The sequence below is a fragment of the Nocardiopsis sp. CA-288880 genome (assembly GCF_050955985.1).
Taxonomy (GTDB): Bacteria; Actinomycetota; Actinomycetes; order Streptosporangiales; family Streptosporangiaceae; genus Nocardiopsis; species Nocardiopsis tropica.
This window is the reverse complement of sequence record NZ_CP192105.1, coordinates 4884201-4907021: the sequence shown is the minus strand read 5'-3', so window position 1 is coordinate 4907021 and position 22821 is coordinate 4884201. Positions and strand designations below refer to the sequence as shown.

Below are 22821 nucleotides of genomic sequence, written 5' to 3'. Positions count from 1 at the left end.
CTGAGGCCGGTCGGTGAGCCCCGCCTATGTGGGGATCGCGCCGTGGTCCACCGGGTTCGGTCCGCGTGGCGGGGCTTGTCGGCCCTCGTTGCAGGGGGAGACGCTGAAGGAGTACGGGCCTCGGCGACGTGATGGAAGGCCCTGCCGGCGCCGGTCCGGCAGGGCTCTTCCCGTCAGGGGGGCGGAGCCACCCGGTTGTCGGGCTCGTCGATCCACACCTGGTGGCCGATCGCGGTGATAGTGAGCCCGAAGCGGTCCCGGCCGGGCATCCCCCATCCCGCCCAGGTGAGGTAGGCCGTCTCCACCTCGTCCCACAGGTCGCGCGGGCCCCGCTGCTCGACGCCTGTCCGGGCGTAGCCGGGGTCGTAGGCGATGCGGGCCTGTGAGGAGCCGTCCCACATCCACACCTGGAAGGCGCCGTCCTCCCCGTCGGCCCCGTGCGCCTGGACCCCGGGGACCATGGCGCTGACGGTGACGTGGGCACCCGGTGCGGCGCGCATGACCCGGCGGGGATCGAGCAGTGTCGACTTCTCGCGCCAGCCCTCTCCGTCGAAGTCAGGGCCGGCGGGGCGCTGGGCCCGCATCAGCATGTAGGTGCTGCCGCCCGTGAACCGGCCGACGGCGCGGCTGTCGTCGAGGACGGTGAGTCTCACCTGGTGGCCGTGGCCGAACCCGGGCACCCACGGCGCGACCACGGTTCCTCCCGGCCTGGTCTGCTCCACCCACGCCATCGGGACCTCGCGCACGCCGCAGGTGGCGTGGACCCCGTCGTAGAGGGCACCCGGCTGCCAGCCCAGCGCCCCGTCGCCCGTGACGAGGGTGGGGGTGAGACCGACCCGCTCCAGGTTCACCGCTGCCTGCCGGGCGACCTGTGCGTCGACCTCGATCGAGGTCACGGCGTCGGCGCCGAGCACGGTGGACAGCAGCGCGGCCGTCCACCCGGTCCCGGTGCCGATCTCGAGCACCCGGTCGCCGGGGTAGGGGTCGAGCAGTTCGAGGAAGGCGGCCACCATGCCCGGCGCGGACGCGGAGCTGGTCCCCGTGCCCTCCCCGAGGGTCAGGTCGCCTTCGCCGTCGTCGAGCTGGGTGACGACCGCGGTGTCGGTGTAGACCGCCGTGCTCCAGGCGTCCCGGTCCCGGTCCCGGTCGATGGGGTGGGGCGGAGTGCCGTCCGTGGGAACCGCCCACGCCCGGGTCGGGACGAACTTCTCACGCGGTACGGAACGCAGTGCGTCGCGCCAACGCGGTTCGGTCAGGTACCCCGACCGCGTCAGCGCGTCGAGCAGTTCGTCGGTCCCGGGCATTACTTCGGCTTCTCGCGGGTTCCGCCGCCCGGGGGCGGCGTGTCCGGGGACTGCGGCGGCGGTTCGTAGGGCTTGCTGGGCTTGGGGGCACCCTGGTGCTTGGCCGTCATGGCACTGTCCTGTCGCTCAAGGAGAGGATTCAGAGTGACGGTAACTCACCGTGACTGATCTGTCAGTGGACCGGCCGGTGCCGGACAGAGCGGGTTGCACCGCGTCGGGCAGGGGTACCGCCGTCTTCCGGGGCGCCTCACTCGCGAAGGCCGGATTCTCGAGCGTCCATTCTTCGCCGGTACGAGCCCCACGCCTGTGGGGACGGATCACCCCGAACGGACCACCAGGGGGACCCATGACGTGAGCCCGCGTACGTCGGGACGGGCCGGCGTACGTCGCCGGGGCCGCGATCCCGGCACCGACGGTCTTCTTCCCGCCGCGCCTTTCGTGTGGGGAGCTGCTTTCTCGGTGGCGGCGGTGTCGGGGGAGGGGGGTAGGGTGCGGTTGCGTTTCCAGGAATCCCGAGCAGTCGGGGCCCCCGAACCGCATCCGGTTCTACCGCATCCGACGGCTCGTGCACCGCGCCCGGCCGTGCCGTGAGACGACTACACACGGACACCCCCCGACGACACTCGGCAGGAGAGCCATGCAACCCCCCTACCAGCACGCCGCCGGACAGCCGGAGCCCGCGCACCCCTACCCCGGCGCACCTCAGCCGGTGTGGCAGGCGCCCGCCTATCCCGCACCGCCTCCCCACCACCAGCCCCACGCCCCCGGCTACGGTCATCCGGGGTACTACCCGCCCGCGCAGAACTGGCTTCCCCCGGCGCTCAACGATCCCGGGCAGTGGAATCCGGACAACCCCGAGGTGGGCAGGGCCGAGCTGGGGGTGCGCTTCGTGGCCCGGTTCGTCGACTCGTTCTTCGTCGGCTTCGTCTGGTACGCGATGATGCTGCTGGGAACCGGTGTCAGCGTGGCCATCGGTGGCGGCGACATGAACGGCGGACCCGGCGAGGCCGCCTTCATGGTGGTCGTCGTCTTCAACTTCTTCCTGCTGGCCATCGTGGCGGAGTGGCTCCAGGTGCGCCTGTGGGGGCGGTCTGTCGGCAAGATCCTGCTGGGTCTGTGGGTGGTGCGCTCCGACGGTAGCGGAAGGGTCAAGGCAGGCCGCGCGCTCGTGCGGGCGCTCCTCTATGCCCCGGGCGTCAACATCATCACCCTGATCCTGCCCTGGTCGCTCCCCAACCTGCTGTGGCCGCTGTGGGACAAGAGGCTCCGCCAGTGCCTGCACGACAAGGTCGCGGGCACCGTGGTGGTCAAGGTCCGCCGCTGACACAGTGCCCGCGCTCCCGCGCACGCTGCGCACAAGCGGTCGGAGGCCGACGACGCGTCCGGCGTGGGAACGCCGCACCGACACTTCGAGAGGACTTCACCTGTGATCCCCCTGCTCCTGCTGCTCCTGGTCTTCATGGCCGGAGCGGTGGCCGTGCTGATCAATCCGCGCCTGGTGTGGCGCATGAACTCGTGGCAGTACCGCAATCCGGAGTACAACGAGCCCTCGGACGCCGCGTACACGGGTTACCGGATCGGCGCCGTCGTCATGATGTTCGCGATCGTCGTGATGCTGGGCGCGGTCTGGGAGCCCCAGAGGCAGGAGTCCCCGCAGGCGGCAGGGGCGCCGGAGCCGACACCCTCACCGACGCCGGCCTCACGGCAGGAGGTCACGGCCACGGCCTCCGACGCGGGACGCATCCGCGCCTACAGCGTCAGTGGCGAGACCGCTCTGACCGTCCACATCTACCTGGGCGAGTGCACGTCCGGCCATGTGCCGGCCAGTGCTCGGGAAGAGGACGAGACCGTGACGATCAGCTTCGCGGTGGGGGTGGACGACGTGTGGTGCGCCCCCGAGCGGGACTCCCTGATCGAGCACACGACGGAGTTGGACGAGCCGTTGGGGGGACGCGAGGTGGTGGACACCGACGGGGAGCCGATCCCGCCCTGCGGGGAAGAAGAGCAGAGGCGCTGCCCCTGACCCCGGCACGGAGGTCCGGGTGACCGGACGGGGAACCGTGGCGCACCCCGCCGCGCTGTGTTCAGGGGCCGGGCGGGGACACGGGCGGCACCGCAGGTGCGGGAGCACGCGTCAGGGCTTGCGACCCACTCCGCAGTGCTCGTCCACGTCGTTGGCGGAGCCCACCTCGGTGGGGTCCGGCCGCCAGCGGGGACAGGAGACCACCCCGGGTTCGAGCAGTTCCAGGCCCTCGAAGAACGCCGCGAGCCGTTCGGGGGTGCGGTTCACGCGGGGGCTCCCGCCCGAGGCGTTCCACTGGCGCACCATCGCGTCCATCTCCTCGGGATGGACCACGTCGGTGTCGTCGGAGACGACCAGGAGGCTCCCCGGGGCCAGGGCCGCCATGAGCCCGGCCACCAGGGCGCGGGCCTCCCCGTCGTCGGTGACGTGGGCCAGCACCCCGGCCAGGACGAGCGCCACCGGTCGGGAGAGGTCCAGGGTCCGGGCCGCCTCCCGGACGATCCTCCCCGTCTCGCGGATGTCGGCCCCCACGTAGCCGGTCGCGCCCTCCGCGGTCCCCACGAGCAGGGCCCGTGCGTGCGCCAGCACGAGCGGGTCGTCGGCCACGTAGACCACGCGCGACTCCGGGGCCGCCGCCTGGGCGATCACGTGGACGTCCTGCGCCGTGGGCAGCTCGCTGCCGACGCACAGGAACTGGCGCACCCCGTGCTCGTGGACCAGCCGGGTGATCGCCCGGCGCAGGAAGTCGCGGGCGGCCCTGGCGATCTCCAGGACGTGCGGGTTCGTCTCCAGGATCTGGTCGGCGACCGCCTTGTCCGCCGGGTAGTAGTCCTTGCCGCCCATCCAGTAGTTCCAGACGCGGGCCGACTGCGGCACGGACGCGTCGATCATCGGGGGGCGTGCCTCGGAGGGGGTCACATGCGGCTCGCTTCTGTCCTCACGGGTCGACCGGGGAAGGGGACCCTGTCCGCCGACCAGAGTGGCACAGCGCGGCAAGCCCTGCCACCACGGGACTCCGGCGCCCCCGGCGAGCTGCGGCGGACGGCTACCGCCGCTCGGGGACGGCCGTCGCGCGGCGCCGCAGGGGGGCGAAGCCGACGGCCAGGCCGAGCCCGATCACCGCCATCCCCAGCCAGGTTCCGAGCGTGGGGAGGGGCGCGCCGAACAGGGCCCCGATCAGCGCCGCGGCCGGTGCGGCCGCGCCCGCGGCGAGCCCCGCGCCGCCCGCCCCGATGCGCCCCACGCCCGTGAACCACAGGACGAACGCCAGTGCGGTCGCCACGACCCCCAGGTAGGCGACCGCCCCGAGCGACGCGGGGGTGAGGAGCAGGCCGAGTTGCGCGCGCTCGGTCGCGGCGGACAACACGGCGAACACCAGCGCGGCCACGGCCGCGGTCGAGGCCGTGTAGCTCCACGCCCCCATGCGCGGCAGCGCGGGTGCGCCGAACAGGGTGAGTCCCGCCTCCAGGGCGATCAGGGACAGGGCCATGAGGATGCCGAGGGCGTCGGCGGCGCCCCAGCCGGTCACCGCGACCGCTCCGAGGCTGACGACGACGGCCCCGGCGACGAGCCGCCGCGACGGGCGCTTCCCGCGGGTGAGCGGGCCGGCCACCGACAGGACGATCGGGATGCAGGCGACGGCGGCGCCCAGGACGGCTGGTTCGGCGTGCGCGGTGCCGATCACCACGGCGATGTTGAAGCCGACCAGGCCCGAGAGGGCTCCTCCGGCGACCCAGAGGAGGTCGCGGCCCCGGGGAAGCACGAGGCGCTTGCCGAACAGGCGGGCCAGGGCCGCCACCGTGAGGGCGGCGACGGCGTACCGGGCGCTCTGGAGGCCGAACGCGGGGAGTCCTGCGGTCGCTCCGATGACCGCGACGCTGCTGCCCAGCAAGGCCATGCCGGCCAGGGCGGGCCACAGCCCCCACAGGAGACCGGGGGAGCCGGGGAAGGTTCGGGGAAGCGGGGAGGACGGGACGGGTGTCGTCTGCATGCGGTCCAGACTGGTCCCTCCTTGGTCCCGCCGACAGGGCCAAATACGGCGCAATAGAGTGGTCCATATGAGCCGGGGTTCCGACTTCCTCCAACTCGACGCGGCCGGGGTCCCCAGGGGCGGGCGCACCGCCTGGCTGGCCTCCGCCCTGCGCGAGGCGATCGGTACCGGCGTCCTGGGGCCGGGGGCGCGCATGCCCGCGACGAGGGCCCTGGCCGAGGACCTCGGCTTCGCTCGAGGCACCGTCGTGGAGGCCTACCAGCGCCTCACGGAGGAAGGGCTCCTCGCCGCCAACCGGGGAGCCGGGACCACGGTGGCGGCGAGGCCCGTCCTCCGGGAGCCGGCACCCCGCGTGGCGGCCCGCACCCGCTCCGGGGCCGACGCCCTCCCGGGGGCGGGGGAAACAGGCGGTCCCGCCGCCGCACCCTCCCCCGAACCGGGACGACGGCCCGAGGAGGGACCCGGGCGGACGCTTGGCCCCGGTGGTGCCGCCCCCGGCCGCACCGCCCCCGCCGAGGTCACGGACCTCTCCACCGGCCTGCCCGACCTCGCGGCGTTCCCGCGCGGCGCCTGGCTGCGGGCCGAGCGCGAGGTCCTGGCCACCGCGACCGCCCGCCAGCTCGGCTACGCCCCGCCCCAGGGCACCCCCGAACTGCGCGCCGAACTGTCCGCCTGGCTGGCCAGGTCGAGGGGCGTGGACGCCCCTCCGGAGCGGATCGTCGTGTCGGCCGGGGTGACCGGGGCGCTCAGCCTCCTCGCCCAGGCGCTGCGCGACCGGGGAGTGGAGGAGGTGGCGCTGGAGGACCCCGGGGCCGACGGCAACCGCCGCATCCTGGGCTACTGGATGGACCGCGTCACGCCGGTCCCCGTGGACGGCGAGGGGATCGACGTGGCCGGGCTGGCGCGCACCTCCGCGACGGCGGTCGCCGTGACCCCCGCACACCAGTTCCCCACGGGTGTCGTCCTCTCGCCCGGCCGCCGGCGCGACCTGGTGGCCTGGGCGGGGGAGCGGGACGGGATCGTCATCGAGGACGACTACGACGCCGAGTACCGCTACGACCGCTCACCGGTCCGCGCCATGCACTCCCTCGCCCCGCACGCCGTCGCCTACACCTCCAGCCTGTCCAAGACCCTGGCCCCGGCGCTGCGCCTGGGCTGGCTCGTCCCGCCGCCGCGGCTGCTCGACGCGGTGGTGGAGCGGCGCTGGGCCACCGACCTCGGCTCGCCGGTGCTGCCCCAGCTCGTCCTGGCCGCCCTGCTGAGGGACGGGACGCTGGCCCGGCACCTGCGTTCGATGCGTACCCGGCACCGGGCCCGCCAGCGCGCGGCCGTCGCGGCGGTGCGCGAATACATGCCCGGGTGCTCGGTCCTCGGGGTGGCGGCCGGGGTCCACCTGCTGGTCATGCTGCCGGACGGGGCGGACGACGAGGAGGTCGCGGCCCGCGCCCTGCACGCGGGGGTCGCCGTGCAGCCGCTGAGCCGCAACCGCTCGGCTCCCGGTGCTCCGGGCCTGGTGGTCAGCTACGCGGGCCACGACCCGGAACGGCTCCGCGACGCCGTCGCGCGGCTCGGCCGGGTCGTCTGAGGGGCGGCGGACCGGAGGTTGTCCACAGGGCGGCGGCCGGGGCTGGTCGAGGGCGCGGACGGGCGCCTACGCTGGAAATCGGGGGGGACCCCACGCGGGCAGCCCATATGACCGGGCCCCGATGCGCGAACACGTCGACGTCCTCCCGCACCCTCCTGCCCCGCCCCGGCTCCCGAGCCCTCCTCCCATGCCCCCGCCGCTGCCCGCTGCCCGGGCACAGCCGACGGCCGCCGCCCACCGGGTGGGGAAGGCCCGGTGGGCGGCGGCCGTCGCGCCTGTGTGCCGGTCGAGAGCGACGTGACTCCGGTTCAGAGCGAGTAGACGCGCACGTAGTCGACGACCATCCGCTGCGGGAGCTGGGTGCTGCCGTCCGGGTAGCCGGGCCAGTTGCCGCCGACGGCCACGTTGAGGATCATGAAGAACTGCTGGTCGTAGACCCAGGGGTTTCCGCGCGTGTCGGCGGAGGTGTAGGTCTGGTAGGCGTTGCCGTTCACCGACCAGGTGACCGAGCCGGGCCGCCAGTCCACGGCGAACGTGTGGAACGTGTCGGCGAACGACCAGCCCTGCGGGTGCATGTAGGAGCCGGTCAGCGGGTTGCCGCCCGAGTAGCCGGGGCCGTGGAGGGAGCCGTGGACCAGGTGGGGTTCGCGGCCGATGTTCTCCATGATGTCGATCTCGCCGGAGTTGGGCCACGGCGTGCCCGGGAAGCTGCCGCCCAGCATCCAGAACGCGGGCCAGATGCCCTGGCCCCGGGGGATCTGGATGCGGGCCTCGATGCGTCCGTACTGCGGCTGGACCTTGCCCTGGGTGGTCATGCGGGCCGACGTGTAGGAGCCGTTCGCCTCCTGGCGCGCCGTGATGACGAGGTTGCCGTTGCCGTCGAGGGCGGAGTTGTTGCGGCTGTTCGTGTAGTTCTGCAGCTCGTTGTTGCCCCAGCCGTGGTTTCCGGTCTCGTGGTTCCAGTTGGCCGGGTTGGGCGCGCTGCCCGACGGGCCGTTGAACTCGTCGGACCACACCAGGGCGGCCTGGCTGTCCACCGTGTCGGAGGCGGGCGCCGCTGAGGCGGGTGCGGTGGACGCGGAGGCGGCGCCGGGGGAGAGGAGGGCCAGCAGGGTGAGGGCCGCCGTGGCCACGGGGGCGAGGAACGTGCGGGGGGAGCGCTCGGTGCGCATGGTCTGCTCCGGGGGGAGGCCCCGCCTGGGCGGGGCGGTCAGCGGGCGGAGTCGGGCCGTCGGACGCGGACCCTGGGAGGTCACGGCGGGAGGCGACCCAGCGTGGTCGCCGCGTGACCCGTTGGATTGTAAAGTTACTGTACGTTTAGTCACCTTGGTGTGCAAGGGGTGGGAACCCCGCTCTTGCCCGAACCGGGCGGAACAGCCCCGGTGCCGGGCGCTCCGCGTCCCCCGGCCGTGCCCCGCACGCCCTCCCGCCCCCGTCCCGCCCCCTACTTGGAGGCCGCCGCCCCGTGGCGCCAGTAGCCGACGAAGGAGACGTTGGCCTTGGGGACCCCGCGCTCGCGCACCAGGGCGCGGCGCAGGCCGGTGGGCAGGCCCCGCTCCCCGGCCACGAAGCAGTAGGGCGTCCCCGGGGGGAGCTCCGCGGACAGGACGGTCTCCAGGGCGAGCGCCCCGGGTACCGCCGCCGACCCGTCACGGGGCAGCCAGTGGACGCGGACGCCCTCGGGCGCCGCCACCTCCCGGGCATCCCCTTCCTCGGGCACCTCGAGGAAGACCTCGGCCCGCAGGTCCGCGGGGGCCTGCTCGACGATGGACAGCAGTGCGGGGACCGCGCTCTCGTCCCCCACCAGCAGGTGCCAGTCCGCGTTATCCGGCGGTAGGTAGTAGCACCCCTCCGCGAACAGCCCGGCCTCGTCGCCGGGCTCGGCCGCGGACGCCCAGGCGGAGGCCGGGCCGCCGTCCCCGTGGGTGACGAACTCGATGTCCAGTTCCCGCCTCCCGGCGTCGAAGCGCCTGGCGGTGTAGTTGCGGATGTGCGGCCGTTCGGCGAGGGGGATCAGGTAGTACTGGGCGATCCAGCCGTTGTGCGCGGCCGTGGGCATGCGCAGGGTCTCCTGTCCCGCCCGGGGCAGGAAGAGCCGGACGCACTGGTCCAGGCCGAGGAAGTCGAACTCCGCGAGCCCGTCGCCGCCGAAGGTCACCGTGACGAAGTTCCGCCCCGTGGGGCGGACGCGGACGACGTGCGCGCGGACCATCGCGCGGCGTTCGGGTTGCTGGATGCGCATGGCGTTCTCTTCTCGACGGGGCGGGGGAAGGGGCGGAGGCCGCCGGGGTCGGGCGACCTCGGGCGGACCAGGAAGAAGTTAGGTTAGCCTACCCAACATTGTCCTCTCCGTGCGGGGTCCGCCGTCCCCGCGGAAGCGGCCACGCGTTCCCGCGGCCCCTGGACGGCCGGAACCACCGCGTCCGCCCCGGTCGGGCGAAGCCTTCCCGCTCCGACCTGCGGCGATGTCCGGCCCGGCCCGGCCGGACGGAGCCGGTGGCAGGAACCGCGGCGACGGGGGCATAGGGGAGGTCCAGAAGGGGAGGGAGAGAGCAAGAGTTGCCGGAAAACGGTGTTGGAGGGACCGGAGTGATCTCCGGGCCGATGCGTCGTCCGCGAGGGCGGCGAAAGGATTCCGAAACCGCGTCATAGGCGCGGCGCGGGACCGTGTACTCGGTGAACCCGGGGCACGCAAACCGTGTCGAACCGTGAACCCGGGGCTTTCCTGAACACCGACCCACCTCAAAGGACCATCCCATGAGCGCCACCGCACCCCACCAGGCCCACTCCGTCTCCGACCAGTTCGCGCGAGCCGCCTCCCGCGACACCTCCCGCGCCCGCTGGCGTCTGCGCGCGGTCCGGGCGGAGATCGTCGAGTTCGGCCCCGACGGCGACCCCGACCTCGTGCGCGTGACCGACGAACTGGAGCACCTGGAGCTGGCCGCCGCCGCCAGGCCCTGACCGCGGCGGCCTCCGGCCGCCCGAAGTCCCCGGGCCGGAGCGCCGGACCGTCCGCGACCCGTGTCGCGCGGTCCCGACCGGTGGGTCGCGCGGACTCCCCGCACGTCCGCGCCCACACCGGCCCCTTTCCGATCCCCGCCCGCCCTCCGACCGCCCCCGGGCGGTCGAGGCCCCGGGCAGGGCGGGCGGCAGCCCACGCCCGCCCCGCGCTCCGCCGCCTCCCTACCCCGCCCTGCCCGAACTCTTCGCACCCCGCACGTCCCGGGGCCGTGTGCGGAGTCCCCGCGCCCGGGCGGGACGCGGTGTCACGCGGAAACGGGAGGGGAACACCACGCCCCCCGGCTCCCGCGCCCGCTCGTGCGCGGTGTCACGGGGCCGGCGCCGGTTCGGCCGTTCCGGCGTCCGAAGAGGGTGCGCCGCCGCAGCAGCCGGCCGGGGCGGCCGCCTCCGTGCCGGCCACGGGGAGCAGGCTCCGGCGGAGGGAGGGCACGGACGCCTCCGCTCCGTGCGGGCCGCCGTGGAGACCTCCCCGTGCCGCGGCGGGCTCCGCCACCGATCCGGCGGGTCCGCAGCAGCCGCCGGCGTCGGCCTTGGTGGCAGTGGGGTCGTCGAACAGCCCGGCGCCGCCGCACACCCCCGTCTCGGGCAGGGTCAGCTCCACCCGGGCCGCGGCCTCGTGGTCCCCGGCCAGGTGCGCGGCGATGCTGCGGACCTGCTCGTAGCCGGTCAGGGCCAGGAAGGTCGGCGCGCGACCGTAGGACTTCATCCCCGCGAGGAAGAACCCCTCCTCCGGGTGGGACAGCTCGGCCGCCCCGTGGGGGTAGACGGTGCCGCAGGAGTGCTGGTTGGGGTCGATGAGCGGGGCCAGCCCCACCGGGGCCTGGAGTGTGCTGTCCAGGCCGAGGCGGATCTCGGACAGGAAGGACAGGTCGGGCCGGAACCCGGTCAGGGCCACCACCTCGTCCACCGGCTCCAGCTCCCGGCCGTTCTCGTCGATCAGCACGAGGTGCCCGTCCTGCTCCGCGTGGACCTCGGTGGTGCGGAACCCGGTGACCACCCGGACGTGTCCGGCCTCGACCGCTGCCCTGGCGCGCTGTCCGAGTGCGCCGCGCGCGGCGAGCTGGTCGGCGGCCCCGCCGCCGAAGGCGTCGCCGATGCCCCCACGGCGCAGGACCCACACCGCCTTCGTCCCCGGGCTCTCCCGGGCCAGTGAGGCCAGGGCCACCAGCGCGGTCAGCGCCGAGTGCCCGCGCCCGACCACGGCCGTGGTCCGCCCCGCGTGACGCGCCCGGACCGCGGGGGCGGCCAGGTCGGGGATGCGGTAGGACATCCGTTCGGCCGCGGCCCCTTCGCCGAGAGCCGGCAGGCCGTCGCCGCCCGCGGGGTTGGGCGCGTTCCAGGTGCCGGAGGCGTCCACGACCGCGCGGGCCGTGATCCGCTCCTCCCCGGCGCCGGTGCGCACGCGCACGGTGAAGGGCTGGTCTTCGCGTGCGGCGTCCACGACCCGGTCCCGGCCCAGGCGGCTCACCCCCGTCACCTCGGCGCCGAACCGGATTCGATCGCCCAGCACAGTGGCGAGTGGGGCCAGGTAGGCGTCGACCCACTCTCGGCCGGTCGGGTACCCGCCGTCGTCCGGGCGCCGCCACCCGGTGGCGGCCAGGAGCTTCTCGGCCGCCGGGTCGACCAGGTCGCGCCACATCGAGAACAGCCGCACGTGACCCCATCCGGACACGGCCGCCCCGGCCCGGCCGCCCTTCTCCAGGACCAGGACGGGAAGGTCGCGCGCGACCAGTTCCGCTGCCGCCGCCAGCCCCGCGGGGCCGGCGCCGATCACCACGACAGGAGGTTCCTCGGCCATGACACACCTCTTTCATCGACTGATGTCTATGAAACGGGACTCTATCGATGTCCATCGATGGAATCAACCATAGATCGTGGTCGATAATGTGGGGCATGACCGTGACCCGGCCCGAGCGCGCCGCACCCGCACTGCCCCAGCACGAAGCCGAGACCTACGCCGCCTGGTTCGCCTGCCTGGCCGAACCCATGCGCGTCCAACTCCTGCACGCCATCGCCACCGCCCCGGGCACGGTCGGCGTGGGGCAGCTCGCCGAGATGGTGGACGTGCGCCAGCCCACCGTCTCGCACCACCTGCGCAAACTCGCCGACGCCGGCTTCGTGACCCTGACCAGGGTGGGCACCTCCACCCGGGTCGCCGTCAACCCCGCCTGCTGCACCGGTCTTCCCCACGCCGCCGACGCCGTCATGGGCATGCTCAACGCCCGGCCCTGCTGCCCCACCGACCTGCCAGCCGACACCACCACCCGCGCCATGGCCGACGCCGACCTCGCCGAGGTGCACCGCATCTACGCCGAGGGCATCGCCACCGGCGACGCCACCGTCGAAACCGAGGCCCCCGCCGTCGAGGAGCTGAAGGCCCGGTGGCTCCCGGGGCACCGCTGGGTGGCCGAGACCGGCGGGACCGTGGTGGGCTGGGCCGCCGCCTCACCGGTCTCCACCCGCGAGGCCTGTGCCGGGGTGGCCGAGACGTCGGTGTGCGTCGCCGAGGGCGCCCGCGGCCGGGGCGTGGGCAAGGCGCTGCTGCACCGGCAGGTCACCGAGGCCGACGCCGCGGGCCTGTGGACCCTGCAGGCCTCGGTCTTCCCCGAGAACCGGGCGAGCCTGGCCCTGCACCACCGGGCCGGCTTCCGCACCGTCGGGGTGCGCGAGCGCATCGCCCGCCACCACGGCGCCTGGCGCGACACCGTCCTCCTCGAACGGCGGAGGCCGGAGGACGACCGGGCCTGCTGACACGGCGGGGGCGGCGCGGGCCGAGGCGCGACGGCCCGGCCGGACGGGCCGCCGAGGGAGGGCGCGGGCGGTGGTTCGGGACGACGGGGCCCGCCCGCGGGGCCGATCACTCCAGCCACACGGTGATCACGCCCCCCACCTCCCCCAGAGCAGCCCCACAGCTCCTCCTCCCTGGTGAACAGGGGTGCGGCCGTCTCCATAACCACCGTCACATTGTTGGTGGGAAAGATCTGTCAACCCCCTGTGTGACCACGGCGTCTCTGAGAGAGACGGTGCTCGCAGCCGTCGAGCGCGTGGGAGCCACGCGTACGAGGTAGGGGGAAGCATGGAGGGCCGTCACGGCAACCTGGTGGAGAGCGGAGCGTACTGGCTCCTCTACGTGGTCTCGGTGAGCGGTGCGCTGCTGCACTGGCGGCTGGGCAACGAGGGCCTCGCGGCGGTGTGCGCCGCGGCCGCGGTGTCCGGCGCGCTCCTCATCGGCAGGGGGTACCGCGGCATCGCCGCATAGCGCGGCCGGAGCCCCGGCCGCGGCCCTATTCCCGGCTGTGCTGGGGGGATTTTCACCCACCGCCCGCACCCGTCCCCGGGCGTTCGCCGCACGGCCGTGCGGATAGTCTTCCGGGTATGCGTTCATGGTCTGCGCCTGACATCGTCCCCCTGCCGGGTACCGGCGGCCCCCTCCGTATCCACGACACCACCACCGGACGGATAGAGACGACGACGCCGGGGCCCCGGGCGGGGATGTACGCCTGCGGGATCACCCCCTACGACGCCGCCCACCTCGGACACGCCTTCACGTACCTCACCTTCGACCTGGTCAACAGGGTCTGGCGCGACGCCGGCCACGACGTCGACTACGTGCAGAACACCACCGACATCGACGACCCGCTCCTGGAGCGGGCCGAGGCCCTGGGCGTGGACTGGCGCGACCTCGCCCACCGCGAGATCGACGTGTTCCGGGACGACATGGCCGCGCTGCGGATCATCCCCCCGACCTCCTACGTCGGGGTCGTGGAGTCCGTCGACCTCATCAGCGAGCTCGCCGCGCGCATCCGGGGCACCGGCGCCGCCTACGAGATCGACGGCGACCTGTACTTCTCCATGGCCGAGGCCGAACACTTCGGCGAGATCAGCCACATGAGCCGCCAGGAGATGCTGGAGGTGTTCGGCCAGCGCGGCGGCGACCCCGGGCGGGCCGACAAGAAGGACCCGCTCGACTGGCTGCTGTGGCGCGCCGAACGCCCCGGCGAACCCGCCTGGGAGAGCCCGCTCGGTCGCGGCCGTCCCGGCTGGCACATCGAGTGCAGCGCCATCGCCCTCGACAGGCTCGGCCCGAACTTCGACCTCAACGGCGGCGGCAGCGACCTGATCTTCCCGCACCACGAGATGGGCGCGGCCGAGACCCGCGCCACGACGGGCGGCCCCAACGCCCAGCACCACCTGCACGTCGGCATGGTCGGCCTGAACGGCGAGAAGATGTCCAAGTCCCTGGGCAACCTCGTGTTCGTGTCCAAGCTGCGCGAGCAGGGCGTCGAACCGGCCGTGATCCGCCTGGCCATGCTCACGCACCACTACCGCTCCCCGTGGGAGTGGACCGACGTGGAGCTCCCCGCCGCCACCGAGCGCGCCTCCCGCTGGCGCGCGGCCCTCGCCCTGGGCGCGGGTCCGGACGCCGCTCCCGTGCTGGCCGCCGTGCGCGCCGCCCTCGCCGACGACCTGGACTCGCCCGGCGCGCTGGCCGCCGTGGACGCCTGGGCCGACACCGCGCTCACCGCGGGCGGCACGGACACCGGGTCCCCCGCCCTGGTGCGGGCCACGGTCGACACCCTCCTGGGCGTCGCCCTGTAGGGCTTCCCGGCCGGGGCCCCGCCCCGGCCCCGGGGCGCTCCGACGCCCCGTCCGACGCAGGGAGGGCGCACCGCGTCGCGCGCGGGCGGCGCCGCGCCCCCTTGCCGGGCGCGGGCCCTGCCGGGGCACGGGGTCGCCGGAGGCCCCGTCAGGGCGCCGAGAAGTCCGGGTAGGGCGACCGGGGCGGGTCGTCGGGGCTCAGCCGCACCACCGGGATGCCGTTCTCCGGATCGGCCCCCACCCTCGCGAAGGACTCCGGGCCGCCGTCCACCTCGTGCCCCAGCCCCCGCATCAGCGCCACCGCGGCCTCGGGGTGGCGCTGCGCGTAGTGCGCCAGCGCCTCCCCGGACTCCTGCGGGGAGAGCACGGTGGCCGTGCCCCGGTGGCGCCGCCCGCCCACCTGGAACAGCACGCGCGGCTCCGCGAGGATGTTGCGGAACCACTGGGAGCGCCGGCCATAGCCGGAGGCGATCAGCACCGACCCCGTGGTGTCGTTGCGTCCCACCACCTCCAGCACCGCCTGGCGGGCCTTCCCCGTCGTGCGGCCCCGGTGCGTCAGCAGCACGAACCGGCCTCCGAGGGCCCCGCCCAGTCCCAACCGGTAGATCCAGATCGGCGCGCGGAACAGGGCCCGGCTCAGGGGTGTGGTGGGCGGTTGGGCGAACGGCATGGCGTGGCCTTCCTGGGTACGGTCCCGGGCACGGGCGCCCCGAGTGTAGCGACGACGCCGCCCCGCCCCGCCGCCGCCACGCCCGCGAACCGTCCGAGGGCGGTGCCACAATCCCGGTCATGCAGACAGGACCGGACGTACTCCGCGACACCGACTGGACCCGTACCTTCCACGCCTACGGTTCCGCCGCCGACGCCCCCGACCACCTGGCCCCCCTGCTCACCGGCGACCCCGGCGGGAGCGAGCGGGCCCTGGGCTACCTGTACAGCGCGGTCCTCCACCAGGGGACCGTGTACTCCGCGACCGTCCCCGCGGCGCTGTTCGTCGCCGGGATCCTGGACCGCCCCGCGCTCGCGGCCCCGGCCACGACGCCGTTCACCGCCTCCGGGGAGTCCGCGCCCCTCCGGCAGCTCCTGCTGGGATTCCTCGCCTCGGCCGCCGAGGGCGCGCTGCACTGCCCCGCTCCCGGGGAGCAGGCGCCGCCCGAACCGCCCTCCGAGGCCGACCTCGACCGCGTGTACGCGGCGCTGAACGCCCCGGACGCCGCCGAGGACGCCGAGATCTGGGAGGACCCCGTGATGGACGCCCTCATGTACCGGGTCGGCCCGGACATGCGCGCCGCCGCCCCCGTCCTGTACGAGGCGGTCCGCCCCCACCTCACCCACCCCGACCCGGCGACGCGCATGCGCGCGGTGGAGGCCGCGACGGCCGCCGCCCGCCTGGGCGGGTTCGACCCGGACCTGTCCGGCGCGGCCGACATGGCCGAGTCCCGCGACGAGGGCGCGGTGATCGTCCTCGCGCTGGGACAGGCCGGGCGGGACACCGCCGAGTTCCTCGCCCACGCGGACCCGGCGATCCGTGCCTGCGCCGCCCTGGCCCCCTCCCAGGCCGCCAACCCGGCCGCCACCGACGAGCTGGCCGCCGCGCTGGCGGACCCGGCCGCGGCGGACGCCTGGTTCGGGAGGCGTCCGGCGTACTTCCCCGGCCACGTCCGGTTCACCCTGGCCCGGGCGCTCGCCGAGCGGGCGGCCCCCGACGACGCCGAACGGCTGCTGCCGGTGCTGCGCGCGATGGTGCCGCTGTCCTCCACGCACGTCGGCGCCCAGGACGTCGGCCCGCTCCTGCGGGTGGCGTTCCCCGCGGCCGGGGAGGCCGGCGAGTGCCGGGACCTCACCGGGGTACAGCGCGCCTACCTGTCGGCCCTGCTCGACAACGACGCCCTGTGGGAGGGCGGGATCGCCAACTTCCGGGTCCACCTCAAGGGGTTGGGCCTGCCGCAGGACCGCGTCGGGATCAGCGCCCTGGCCGGGGTCTGAACGCGGGGGCGGCCACCGGTTGCGGGGTCCGGCCCGCAGGGGCCCCGTACGCTCCCGGCAAGACTCGGAGGGGATTTGTTCATCTTCGTCTCGATATGCACGTGCAGGGTGACCACCTGTGGCCACGACCTCGGCCAAACACCCGTATCAGGGCTCCAGGCGTGGTGGGATAACCCCCATGACAACCCCCACGCGGCACAGCGCGGCCGCCGAACTCATCGCGGACTTCGTCTCCACCGGCGGTCACCTGACGGACCGGGCCGACCTCGCGCGGTTCCTCCGCCGGCACCACCTGGCCACCGAGGGGGCCATCCCCATCACCCTCGCCGACCTCGACGAGGCCATCGCCCTGCGCGACGGGATCCGGGCCGTCCTGGACCGGGACTCCGAACCGGACACCGAGGCGATCGCGCGGGGACAGAAGGTCCTGGACGGCCTGCGGGTCACCGTGCGGCTGGAGCCCGCCCGCGACTCCGGGGGACAGCTGGCCCCCGCCGTCGTGGACGAGGTGCGGCGCGGCCTGGCCCGCATCGCCGGGGCCTGGGCGGCGGTCCTGGCCACGGGGGAGTGGCGCGGCCTGCGGGTGTGACCGGAGCCCTCCCGGTCAGGGGCGGGCCCCGGCGGCGGGGCGGCCGGGGCCCGTGGGCGTCGCGCCCGCGCCTCAGCCGTCGTCGCGGCGGCGCAGGTAGCGCTCGAAGTCCCGGGCGATCGCGTCGCCCGAGGCCTCGGGGAGCTCCGCGGTGTCCTTGGCCTCCTCCAGGCCGCGCACGTACGACGCGATGTCCTCGTCCTCGGCGGTCAGCTCGTTGACGTTGGCCTCCCACGTCACCGTCTCCTCGGGCAGCGAGCCCAGGGGGACCTGGACGCCCAGGAAGTCCTCCACCCACGCGAGCAGCGCCAGGGTGGCCTTCGGGCACGGCGGCTGGGCCACGTAGTGGGGGATGGCCGCCCACAGCGACACCGTCTCGATGCCCACGGAGCTGAACGTCTCGTGCGCGACGCCCAGGATCCCGGTCGGCCCCGAGTAGGTGGTCGGCTCCAGTCCCAGGTCGGTGCCCAGGTCCACCGGCGTGGCCATCCCGGTCACCGGGATCGGCCGCGTGTGCGGGGCGTCCGCCAGCAGCGAGCCCAGCATCACCACGCGGGTGACGCCCAGCTCCCGCGCGATCGCCAACAGGTCGGCCGCGTACGAGCGCCACCGCATGTTCGGCTCGGGGCCGGTGACCAGCACCACGTCGCGCCCGGCCCCGGGCGGAGAGGCCACCTGGACCCGCGTCGTCGGCCATTCGACCTCGCCGACCACGCCCTCCACCACGGACATGCGCGGACGCGTCACCTGGAAGTCGTAGTAGTCGTCCGGCGCCAGGGCGCACAGCTCGTACGCGCCCCACTCCTTGGACAGGTGTTCCACGGCGAGGCTCGCGGCCTCCCCTGCGTCGTTCCAACCCTCGAACGCCGCCACCATGACAGGCTCGACAAGCTCCCGGGCGAGCTTGATCATCGGTGGCCCCTTCCTGCACGTGGACGGAGTCCACCCTATGGGGTGCCGCCCCACCCGGGAAACCGTTATGCGGGCCCGGCCAGGGGGGCCTGGCGCACGCGAGGTGGGACACCTGTCTCACGTGCTGAAACAGCCTATGGGGTAGCCTCGGGGACAGCGACTGAAACGGACGCAGCTGTCCCCGGACGCCCGACCCGCCCCGCGCCGCGGGTCGACCCAGTGCCACGCATCACGGGGACAGAACTGGGCCGCCCCGGTGCTCTTACATAGAGTTGCTGAACATGAGAGCTCGCCTCACCTTCCGTGAAGCACTGTCCCGACGCGTCCTCGTGGCGGACGGAGCTATGGGCACCATGCTCCAGGCTCACGATCTCGACCTCGACCAGTTCGAGGGCCACGAGGGATGCAACGACATCCTCAACCTCACCCGTCCCGACATCGTCCACGACACCCATGCCGCCTTTCTTGCCGTGGGTTCCGACGCCATCGAGACGAACACCTTCTCCGCCAACTTCTCGGGTCTGGCCGAGTACGGCATCGAGGAGAGGACCTACGAGATCGCGGAGGCCGGAGCACGGGTGGCCCGAGAGGCCGCCGACGCCTACTCCACCCCCGACCAACCCCGCTACGTCCTCGGCTCCGTGGGCCCCGGCACCAAGCTGCCGACCCTGGGCCACGCCCCCTACGCCCTCCTGAGGGACTACTACGAGCAGTGCCACCGGGGCCTCATCGACGGTGGCGCCGACGCCATCCTCATCGAGACCTGCCAGGACCTGCTCCAGGTCAAGGCCGCCGTGGTGGCGGCCCAGCGCGCCCGCAAGGCCCTGGGCAAGGACATCCCGATCATCGCCCAGGTCACCATCGAGGCCACGGGCACCATGCTGCTCGGATCGGAGATCGGCGCCGCGCTGACCTCCCTCGAGCCCCTGGGAATCGACGTCATCGGCCTCAACTGCGCCACCGGCCCCGCCGAGATGAGCGAGCACCTGCGCTACCTCTCGCACCACTCGCGCATCCCCATCTCCTGCATGCCCAACGCGGGCCTGCCCGAGCTGGGCGCCAACGGCGCGGTCTACGCGCTCTCCCCGGCAGAGCTGGCCGACGCCCACGACACGTTCACCTCCGAGTTCGGGCTCAGCCTGGCCGGCGGCTGCTGCGGCACCACCCCCGAGCACCTGCGCCAGGTCGTGGAGCGCGTCCAGGGGCGCGGCATCAAGGACCGCAAGCCGTTCGTGGAGGCCTCGGCCGCCTCGCTCTACCAGAGCGTGCCCTTCCGGCAGGACGCCAGCTACCTGGCGGTCGGCGAGCGCACCAACGCCAACGGGTCCAAGAAGTTCCGCGAGGCGATGCTGGAGGGCCGCTGGGACGACTGCGTGGAGATGGCACGCGACCAGATCCGCGACGGCGCCCACCTGCTCGACCTCAACATCGACTACGTGGGCCGCGACGGGGTCAGCGACATGCGCGAGCTGGCCTCCCGCTTCGCCACCTCCTCCACCCTGCCGATCATGCTGGACTCCACCGAGCCCCCCGTCCTGGAGGCCGGGCTGGAGTCCCTGGGCGGCCGGGCGGTCGTCAACTCCGTCAACTACGAGGACGGCGACGGCCCCGACTCCCGCTTCACCCGCATCATGGAGCTGGTCAAGGAGCACGGCGCCGCCGTGGTCGGCCTGTGCATCGACGAGGAGGGCCAGGCCCGCACCGCCGAGTGGAAGGTCCGGGTCGCCAGCCGCCTCATCGACGAGATCACCGGCGACTGGGGCCTGCACACGGGCGACATCCTCATCGACTGCCTCACCTTCCCGATCACCACCGGGCAGGAGGAGACGCGCCGCGACGGCATCGAGACGCTCGACGCGATCCGCGAGCTCAAGCGCCGCTACCCCGAGGTGCAGACCACCCTGGGCCTGTCCAACCTGTCCTTCGGCGTCAACCCGGCCGCCCGCATCGTGCTGAACTCGGTGTTCCTGCACGAGGCGGTCCAGGCGGGGCTCGACTCTGCCATCGTGCACGCCTCCAAGATCGTGCCGATCAACCAGATCCCCGAGGAGCAGCGCAAGGTCGCGCTCGACCTCGTCTACGACCGGCGCGAGGGCGACTACGACCCGCTCTCCACGTTCATGGACATGTTCCAGGGCGTGGACGCCAAGTCCATGCGCGCCTCCCGGGCGGAGGAGCTGGCCGCGCTGCCCCTGTGGGAGCGGCTGGAGCGCCGCATCATCGACGGTGAGCTCACCGACATCGAGGCCGACCTGGAGGAGGCCCTCCGGTCCAAGCCGGCCCTGGCCATCGTCAACGAGACGCTCCTGTCCGGCATGAAGACCGTCGGCGAGCTGTTCGGCTCCGGCCAGATGCAGCTCCCGTTCGTCCTCAAGTCCGCCGAGGTCATGAAGAAGGCGGTCGCCTTCCTCGAACCGCACATGGAGAAGACCGACGACGACGGCAAGGGCCGCATCGTCCTGGCCACCGTCAAGGGCGACGTCCACGACATCGGCAAGAACCTCGTCGACATCATCCTGTCCAACAACGGCTACGACGTCGTCAACATCGGCATCAAGCAGCCCGTGTCGGCGATCCTGGAGGCGGCCGAGACCGAGCGGGCCGACGTCATCGGCATGTCCGGTCTCCTGGTCAAGTCCACGGTGATCATGCGCGAGAACCTGGAGGAGATGAACTCTCGGGGCATCTCCGAGCGCTTCCCCGTCCTCCTCGGCGGCGCGGCGCTGACCCGCTCCTACGTGGAGCAGGACCTGGCCGAGACCTTCGACGGCGAGGTGCGCTACGCCAAGGACGCCTTCGAGGGCCTGCGCCTGATGGACGCGTTCATGGCGGTCAAGCGCGGCGAGGAGGGCGCCTCGCTGCCGGCCCTGCGCCAGCGCCGCGTCAAGACGGGGGCCAGGCTCAAGGTCACCGAGCCCGAGGAGATGCCCGCGCGCAGCGACGTGTCGACCACCAACGCGGTGCCCACCCCGCCGTTCTGGGGGGACCGGATCAGCAAGGGCATCCCGCTGGCCGAGTACTCCGCGTTCCTGGACGAGCGGGCCACCTTCATGGGCCAGTGGGGCCTCAAGGCCGCCCGCGGCGGCGAGGGACCCTCCTACGAGGAGCTGGTGGAGACCGAGGGCCGCCCGCGCATGCGGATGTGGCTCGACCGTATCCAGACGGACGGCCTGCTGGAGGCGGCCGTGGTGCACGGCCACTACCCCTGCTACAGCGAGGGCGACGACCTGGTGGTCCTGGACGACGACGGGGTCACGGAGCGCACGCGCTTCACGTTCCCGCGCCAGCGCCGCGACCGCCACCTGTGCCTGTCCGACTTCTTCCGGCCCAAGGAGTCGGGGGAGCTGGACGTGGTGTCCTTCCAGGTGGTGACCGTGGGGGCGGCGATCAGCCGCGCCACCGCGGAGCTGTTCGAGAAGAACGCCTACCGCGACTACCTGGAGCTGCACGGGCTGTCGGTGCAGCTCACCGAGGCGCTCGCCGAGTACTGGCACACGCGGATCCGCGCCGAGCTGGGCTTCGCGGGAGAGGACCCGGCGGAGCTGGACGCGTTCTTCAAGCTCGGCTACCGGGGCGCGCGGTTCTCCCTGGGCTACGGGGCGTGCCCCGACCTGGAGGACCGGGCCAAGATCGTGCGCCTGCTGGAGCCCGAGCGGGTGGGCGTGAACCTGTCGGAGGAGTTCCAGCTGGTGCCGGAGCAGGCCACCGACGCGATCGTCATCCACCACCCGGAGGCGACGTACTTCAACGTCTGAGCCGGACGCGCGGCCCCGCCCCCCGCACCGGGGGCGGGGCCGCGCCCCTTTTCCCGGGCGCGGACTGTGGGGCAGCTCTCCTCCCGCCCCCGCCCGAGTGTTCGTAGTGTGGAAAGGACGCCGACAGGTCCTCTTCACGGCGCGGGCGCACCCGGTTCGGCACGATGAACGGCAGGGGCGCCCCGCGGGCGGGCTGGGGTACCCATCACACACGAGGGGAGAGTGCGGCGCTCCGCCCGGCCGGGTGCCGGGACGCGCCGCCGAACGCATGAGTGAACCGAGCACGCTGAGCCGTGAGACCTCCGAGACCGGGACCGGGAGACGGCTCCAGGCCGTGCTGCTGGACATGGACGGCACCCTCATCGAGAGCGAGCACCTGTGGGGTGAGGCCGAGGCCGAGCTGGTCGCCGAGCTGGGCGGGGTGTGGACCGAGAGGGACCACGAGGCCAACGTCGGCAACGCCGCCGAGCCCGTGGGCCGCTACATCGTCGCCCTGACCGGAGCCGACCACCTCACCCCGCGCCAGGTGGCCGACCTGCTCTACGCGAAGTTCCGGACCAAGCTCGAGGGCGGGGCGCAGCTGCGCCCGGGGGCCAAGGAGCTGGTGGACATGCTCTCGCTGGCCGGTGTGCCCGTGGTCCTGGTGACCTCCACCGAAAGGCAGCTCATCCAGGCGGCGATCGGCGGCATCGGCATCGACAGCTTCGACGACTCCGTGGCCGGTGACGAGGTCGAGGCCAACAAGCCGCACCCCGACCCCTACCTCAGGGCCGCCCGGCGCCTGGGCGTGGACCCCGAGCGCTGCGTCGCCTTCGAGGACTCGGTGGTGGGCGTGGCCTCGGCGGCCGACGCCGGGTGCGTCACGGTCGCCGTGCCCAACCACGTGGAGATCCCGCCGCGTGAGGGCGTGGTCTTCCGGGACAGCCTGGTGGGCGTGGACCTGGAATGGCTGGAGTCGCTGGTCGCCGACCGCTGACCGTCCTCCCCGGCCCGGGCCCGCGCGGTCGCTCCGCGGCGGGCCCGGCGTCCGTTCGCCGGGATTCCCCGCGGTCCCGCT

Annotated in this window: 19 protein-coding genes; 11 read left to right on the top strand and 8 right to left on the bottom strand. The window is 73.7% G+C overall.

Going from position 1 to position 22821, the window contains the following annotated elements; translation table 11 throughout:
- Window positions 1–173: 173 nt before the first annotated feature.
- Window positions 174–1304 (bottom strand): methyltransferase domain-containing protein, encoded by a 1131-nt coding sequence (locus tag ACQPYD_RS21390; RefSeq protein WP_433697375.1) that lies wholly within the window; start codon window positions 1302–1304, stop codon window positions 174–176.
- Between the two features lie 637 nt (window positions 1305–1941).
- Here ACQPYD_RS21390 and ACQPYD_RS21385 point away from each other — a divergent pair.
- The gene (locus ACQPYD_RS21385) at window positions 1942–2628 is read left to right on the top strand and encodes an RDD family protein (protein WP_433697374.1); all 687 of its coding nucleotides are present in this window, start codon (window positions 1942–1944) and stop codon (window positions 2626–2628) included.
- A 102-nt stretch (window positions 2629–2730) separates the two neighbouring features.
- Window positions 2731–3327 carry a DUF6199 family natural product biosynthesis protein gene (locus ACQPYD_RS21380; RefSeq protein ID WP_433697373.1) on the top strand — a complete coding sequence of 199 codons (597 nt, stop codon included), beginning with the start codon at window positions 2731–2733 and terminating at the stop codon, window positions 3325–3327.
- A gap of 111 nt (window positions 3328–3438) precedes the next feature.
- Here ACQPYD_RS21380 and ACQPYD_RS21375 read toward each other — a convergent pair whose 3' ends face one another.
- Complete coding sequence (locus ACQPYD_RS21375) at window positions 3439–4218, bottom strand: SAM-dependent methyltransferase (RefSeq protein WP_433702095.1); 780 nt, start codon at window positions 4216–4218, stop codon at window positions 3439–3441.
- A gap of 154 nt (window positions 4219–4372) precedes the next feature.
- Window positions 4373–5317 carry a DMT family transporter gene (locus ACQPYD_RS21370; protein ID WP_433697372.1) on the bottom strand — a complete coding sequence of 315 codons (945 nt, stop codon included), beginning with the start codon at window positions 5315–5317 and terminating at the stop codon, window positions 4373–4375.
- A gap of 67 nt (window positions 5318–5384) precedes the next feature.
- Between ACQPYD_RS21370 and ACQPYD_RS21365 the strand changes: the two genes are divergently transcribed.
- On the top strand, window positions 5385–6902 hold the full coding sequence (locus ACQPYD_RS21365; RefSeq protein ID WP_433697371.1) for a PLP-dependent aminotransferase family protein: 1518 nt from the start codon (window positions 5385–5387) through the stop codon (window positions 6900–6902).
- A gap of 308 nt (window positions 6903–7210) precedes the next feature.
- Here the strand turns inward: ACQPYD_RS21365 and ACQPYD_RS21360 are convergent, their stop codons facing one another.
- Window positions 7211–8074 (bottom strand): glycoside hydrolase family 16 protein, encoded by an 864-nt coding sequence (locus ACQPYD_RS21360; protein WP_433697370.1) that lies wholly within the window; start codon window positions 8072–8074, stop codon window positions 7211–7213.
- Between the two features lie 272 nt (window positions 8075–8346).
- Window positions 8347–9144 (bottom strand): siderophore-interacting protein, encoded by a 798-nt coding sequence (locus ACQPYD_RS21355; RefSeq protein ID WP_433697369.1) that lies wholly within the window; start codon window positions 9142–9144, stop codon window positions 8347–8349.
- Window positions 9145–9659: 515 nt separating this feature from the next.
- Here ACQPYD_RS21355 and ACQPYD_RS21350 point away from each other — a divergent pair.
- Entirely contained in the window at window positions 9660–9863 is a 204-nt protein-coding gene (locus tag ACQPYD_RS21350) for a hypothetical protein (RefSeq protein WP_433697368.1), read from the top strand.
- A gap of 367 nt (window positions 9864–10230) precedes the next feature.
- Here ACQPYD_RS21350 and ACQPYD_RS21345 read toward each other — a convergent pair whose 3' ends face one another.
- Window positions 10231–11721, bottom strand: coding sequence for an NAD(P)-binding domain-containing protein (locus ACQPYD_RS21345; RefSeq protein ID WP_433697367.1), 1491 nt, complete (start codon window positions 11719–11721; stop codon window positions 10231–10233).
- A 95-nt stretch (window positions 11722–11816) separates the two neighbouring features.
- On the opposite strand from ACQPYD_RS21345, the gene ACQPYD_RS21340 reads away from it, so the two are divergent.
- From ACQPYD_RS21340 to mshC, 3 genes are all read left to right on the top strand, one after another.
- Window positions 11817–12674, top strand: a complete 858-nt coding sequence (locus ACQPYD_RS21340; protein ID WP_433697366.1) for a helix-turn-helix domain-containing GNAT family N-acetyltransferase — start codon at window positions 11817–11819, stop codon at window positions 12672–12674.
- A 325-nt stretch (window positions 12675–12999) separates the two neighbouring features.
- On the top strand, window positions 13000–13182 hold the full coding sequence (locus ACQPYD_RS21335) for a hypothetical protein (RefSeq protein WP_433697365.1): 183 nt from the start codon (window positions 13000–13002) through the stop codon (window positions 13180–13182).
- Window positions 13183–13298: 116 nt separating this feature from the next.
- Window positions 13299–14522 (top strand): cysteine--1-D-myo-inosityl 2-amino-2-deoxy-alpha-D-glucopyranoside ligase, encoded by a 1224-nt coding sequence (gene mshC, locus ACQPYD_RS21330; RefSeq protein WP_433697364.1) that lies wholly within the window; start codon window positions 13299–13301, stop codon window positions 14520–14522.
- Between the two features lie 148 nt (window positions 14523–14670).
- Here mshC and ACQPYD_RS21325 read toward each other — a convergent pair whose 3' ends face one another.
- Window positions 14671–15192, bottom strand: coding sequence for a nitroreductase family deazaflavin-dependent oxidoreductase (locus tag ACQPYD_RS21325; protein ID WP_433697363.1), 522 nt, complete (start codon window positions 15190–15192; stop codon window positions 14671–14673).
- Window positions 15193–15311: 119 nt separating this feature from the next.
- Here ACQPYD_RS21325 and ACQPYD_RS21320 point away from each other — a divergent pair, with 119 nt between their 5' ends.
- Window positions 15312–16508 (top strand): hypothetical protein, encoded by a 1197-nt coding sequence (locus tag ACQPYD_RS21320; protein WP_433697362.1) that lies wholly within the window; start codon window positions 15312–15314, stop codon window positions 16506–16508.
- 178 nt (window positions 16509–16686) lie between these two features.
- Window positions 16687–17097, top strand: a complete 411-nt coding sequence (locus tag ACQPYD_RS21315; protein WP_267945254.1) for an ABATE domain-containing protein — start codon at window positions 16687–16689, stop codon at window positions 17095–17097.
- A 72-nt stretch (window positions 17098–17169) separates the two neighbouring features.
- On the opposite strand, the gene ACQPYD_RS21310 is transcribed toward ACQPYD_RS21315, so the two are convergent.
- The gene (locus tag ACQPYD_RS21310; protein WP_433697361.1) at window positions 17170–18009 is read right to left on the bottom strand and encodes a PAC2 family protein; all 840 of its coding nucleotides are present in this window, start codon (window positions 18007–18009) and stop codon (window positions 17170–17172) included.
- A 281-nt stretch (window positions 18010–18290) separates the two neighbouring features.
- Between ACQPYD_RS21310 and metH the strand changes: the two genes are divergently transcribed.
- Both metH and ACQPYD_RS21300 read left to right on the top strand, forming a co-directional pair.
- Window positions 18291–21764 carry a methionine synthase gene (gene metH, locus ACQPYD_RS21305; RefSeq protein WP_433697360.1) on the top strand — a complete coding sequence of 1158 codons (3474 nt, stop codon included), beginning with the start codon at window positions 18291–18293 and terminating at the stop codon, window positions 21762–21764.
- A 268-nt stretch (window positions 21765–22032) separates the two neighbouring features.
- Window positions 22033–22740 (top strand): HAD family hydrolase, encoded by a 708-nt coding sequence (locus tag ACQPYD_RS21300; protein WP_433697359.1) that lies wholly within the window; start codon window positions 22033–22035, stop codon window positions 22738–22740.
- Window positions 22741–22821: the final 81 nt, after the last annotated feature.

Bases quoted from the DNA above. Each gene is read 5' to 3' on its own strand.
- mshC (WP_433697364.1), top strand. From the start codon at position 13,299: ATGCGTTCATGGTCTGCGCCTGACATCGTCCCCCTGCCGGGTACCGGC.
- ACQPYD_RS21315 (WP_267945254.1), top strand. From the start codon at position 16,687: ATGACAACCCCCACGCGGCACAGCGCGGCCGCCGAACTCATCGCGGAC.
- ACQPYD_RS21360 (WP_433697370.1), bottom strand. From the start codon at position 8,074: ATGCGCACCGAGCGCTCCCCCCGCACGTTCCTCGCCCCCGTGGCCACG.
- ACQPYD_RS21325 (WP_433697363.1), bottom strand. From the start codon at position 15,192: ATGCCGTTCGCCCAACCGCCCACCACACCCCTGAGCCGGGCCCTGTTC.
- ACQPYD_RS21385 (WP_433697374.1), top strand. From the start codon at position 1,942: ATGCAACCCCCCTACCAGCACGCCGCCGGACAGCCGGAGCCCGCGCAC.
- ACQPYD_RS21390 (WP_433697375.1), bottom strand. From the start codon at position 1,304: ATGCCCGGGACCGACGAACTGCTCGACGCGCTGACGCGGTCGGGGTAC.
- ACQPYD_RS21335 (WP_433697365.1), top strand. From the start codon at position 13,000: ATGGAGGGCCGTCACGGCAACCTGGTGGAGAGCGGAGCGTACTGGCTC.
- ACQPYD_RS21320 (WP_433697362.1), top strand. From the start codon at position 15,312: ATGCAGACAGGACCGGACGTACTCCGCGACACCGACTGGACCCGTACC.
- ACQPYD_RS21365 (WP_433697371.1), top strand. From the start codon at position 5,385: ATGAGCCGGGGTTCCGACTTCCTCCAACTCGACGCGGCCGGGGTCCCC.
- ACQPYD_RS21355 (WP_433697369.1), bottom strand. From the start codon at position 9,144: ATGCGCATCCAGCAACCCGAACGCCGCGCGATGGTCCGCGCGCACGTC.
- ACQPYD_RS21340 (WP_433697366.1), top strand. From the start codon at position 11,817: ATGACCGTGACCCGGCCCGAGCGCGCCGCACCCGCACTGCCCCAGCAC.
- metH (WP_433697360.1), top strand. From the start codon at position 18,291: ATGAGAGCTCGCCTCACCTTCCGTGAAGCACTGTCCCGACGCGTCCTC.
- ACQPYD_RS21370 (WP_433697372.1), bottom strand. From the start codon at position 5,317: ATGCAGACGACACCCGTCCCGTCCTCCCCGCTTCCCCGAACCTTCCCC.
- ACQPYD_RS21310 (WP_433697361.1), bottom strand. From the start codon at position 18,009: ATGATCAAGCTCGCCCGGGAGCTTGTCGAGCCTGTCATGGTGGCGGCG.
- ACQPYD_RS21300 (WP_433697359.1), top strand. From the start codon at position 22,033: ATGAGTGAACCGAGCACGCTGAGCCGTGAGACCTCCGAGACCGGGACC.
- ACQPYD_RS21375 (WP_433702095.1), bottom strand. From the start codon at position 4,218: ATGATCGACGCGTCCGTGCCGCAGTCGGCCCGCGTCTGGAACTACTGG.
- ACQPYD_RS21350 (WP_433697368.1), top strand. From the start codon at position 9,660: ATGAGCGCCACCGCACCCCACCAGGCCCACTCCGTCTCCGACCAGTTC.
- ACQPYD_RS21345 (WP_433697367.1), bottom strand. From the start codon at position 11,721: ATGGCCGAGGAACCTCCTGTCGTGGTGATCGGCGCCGGCCCCGCGGGG.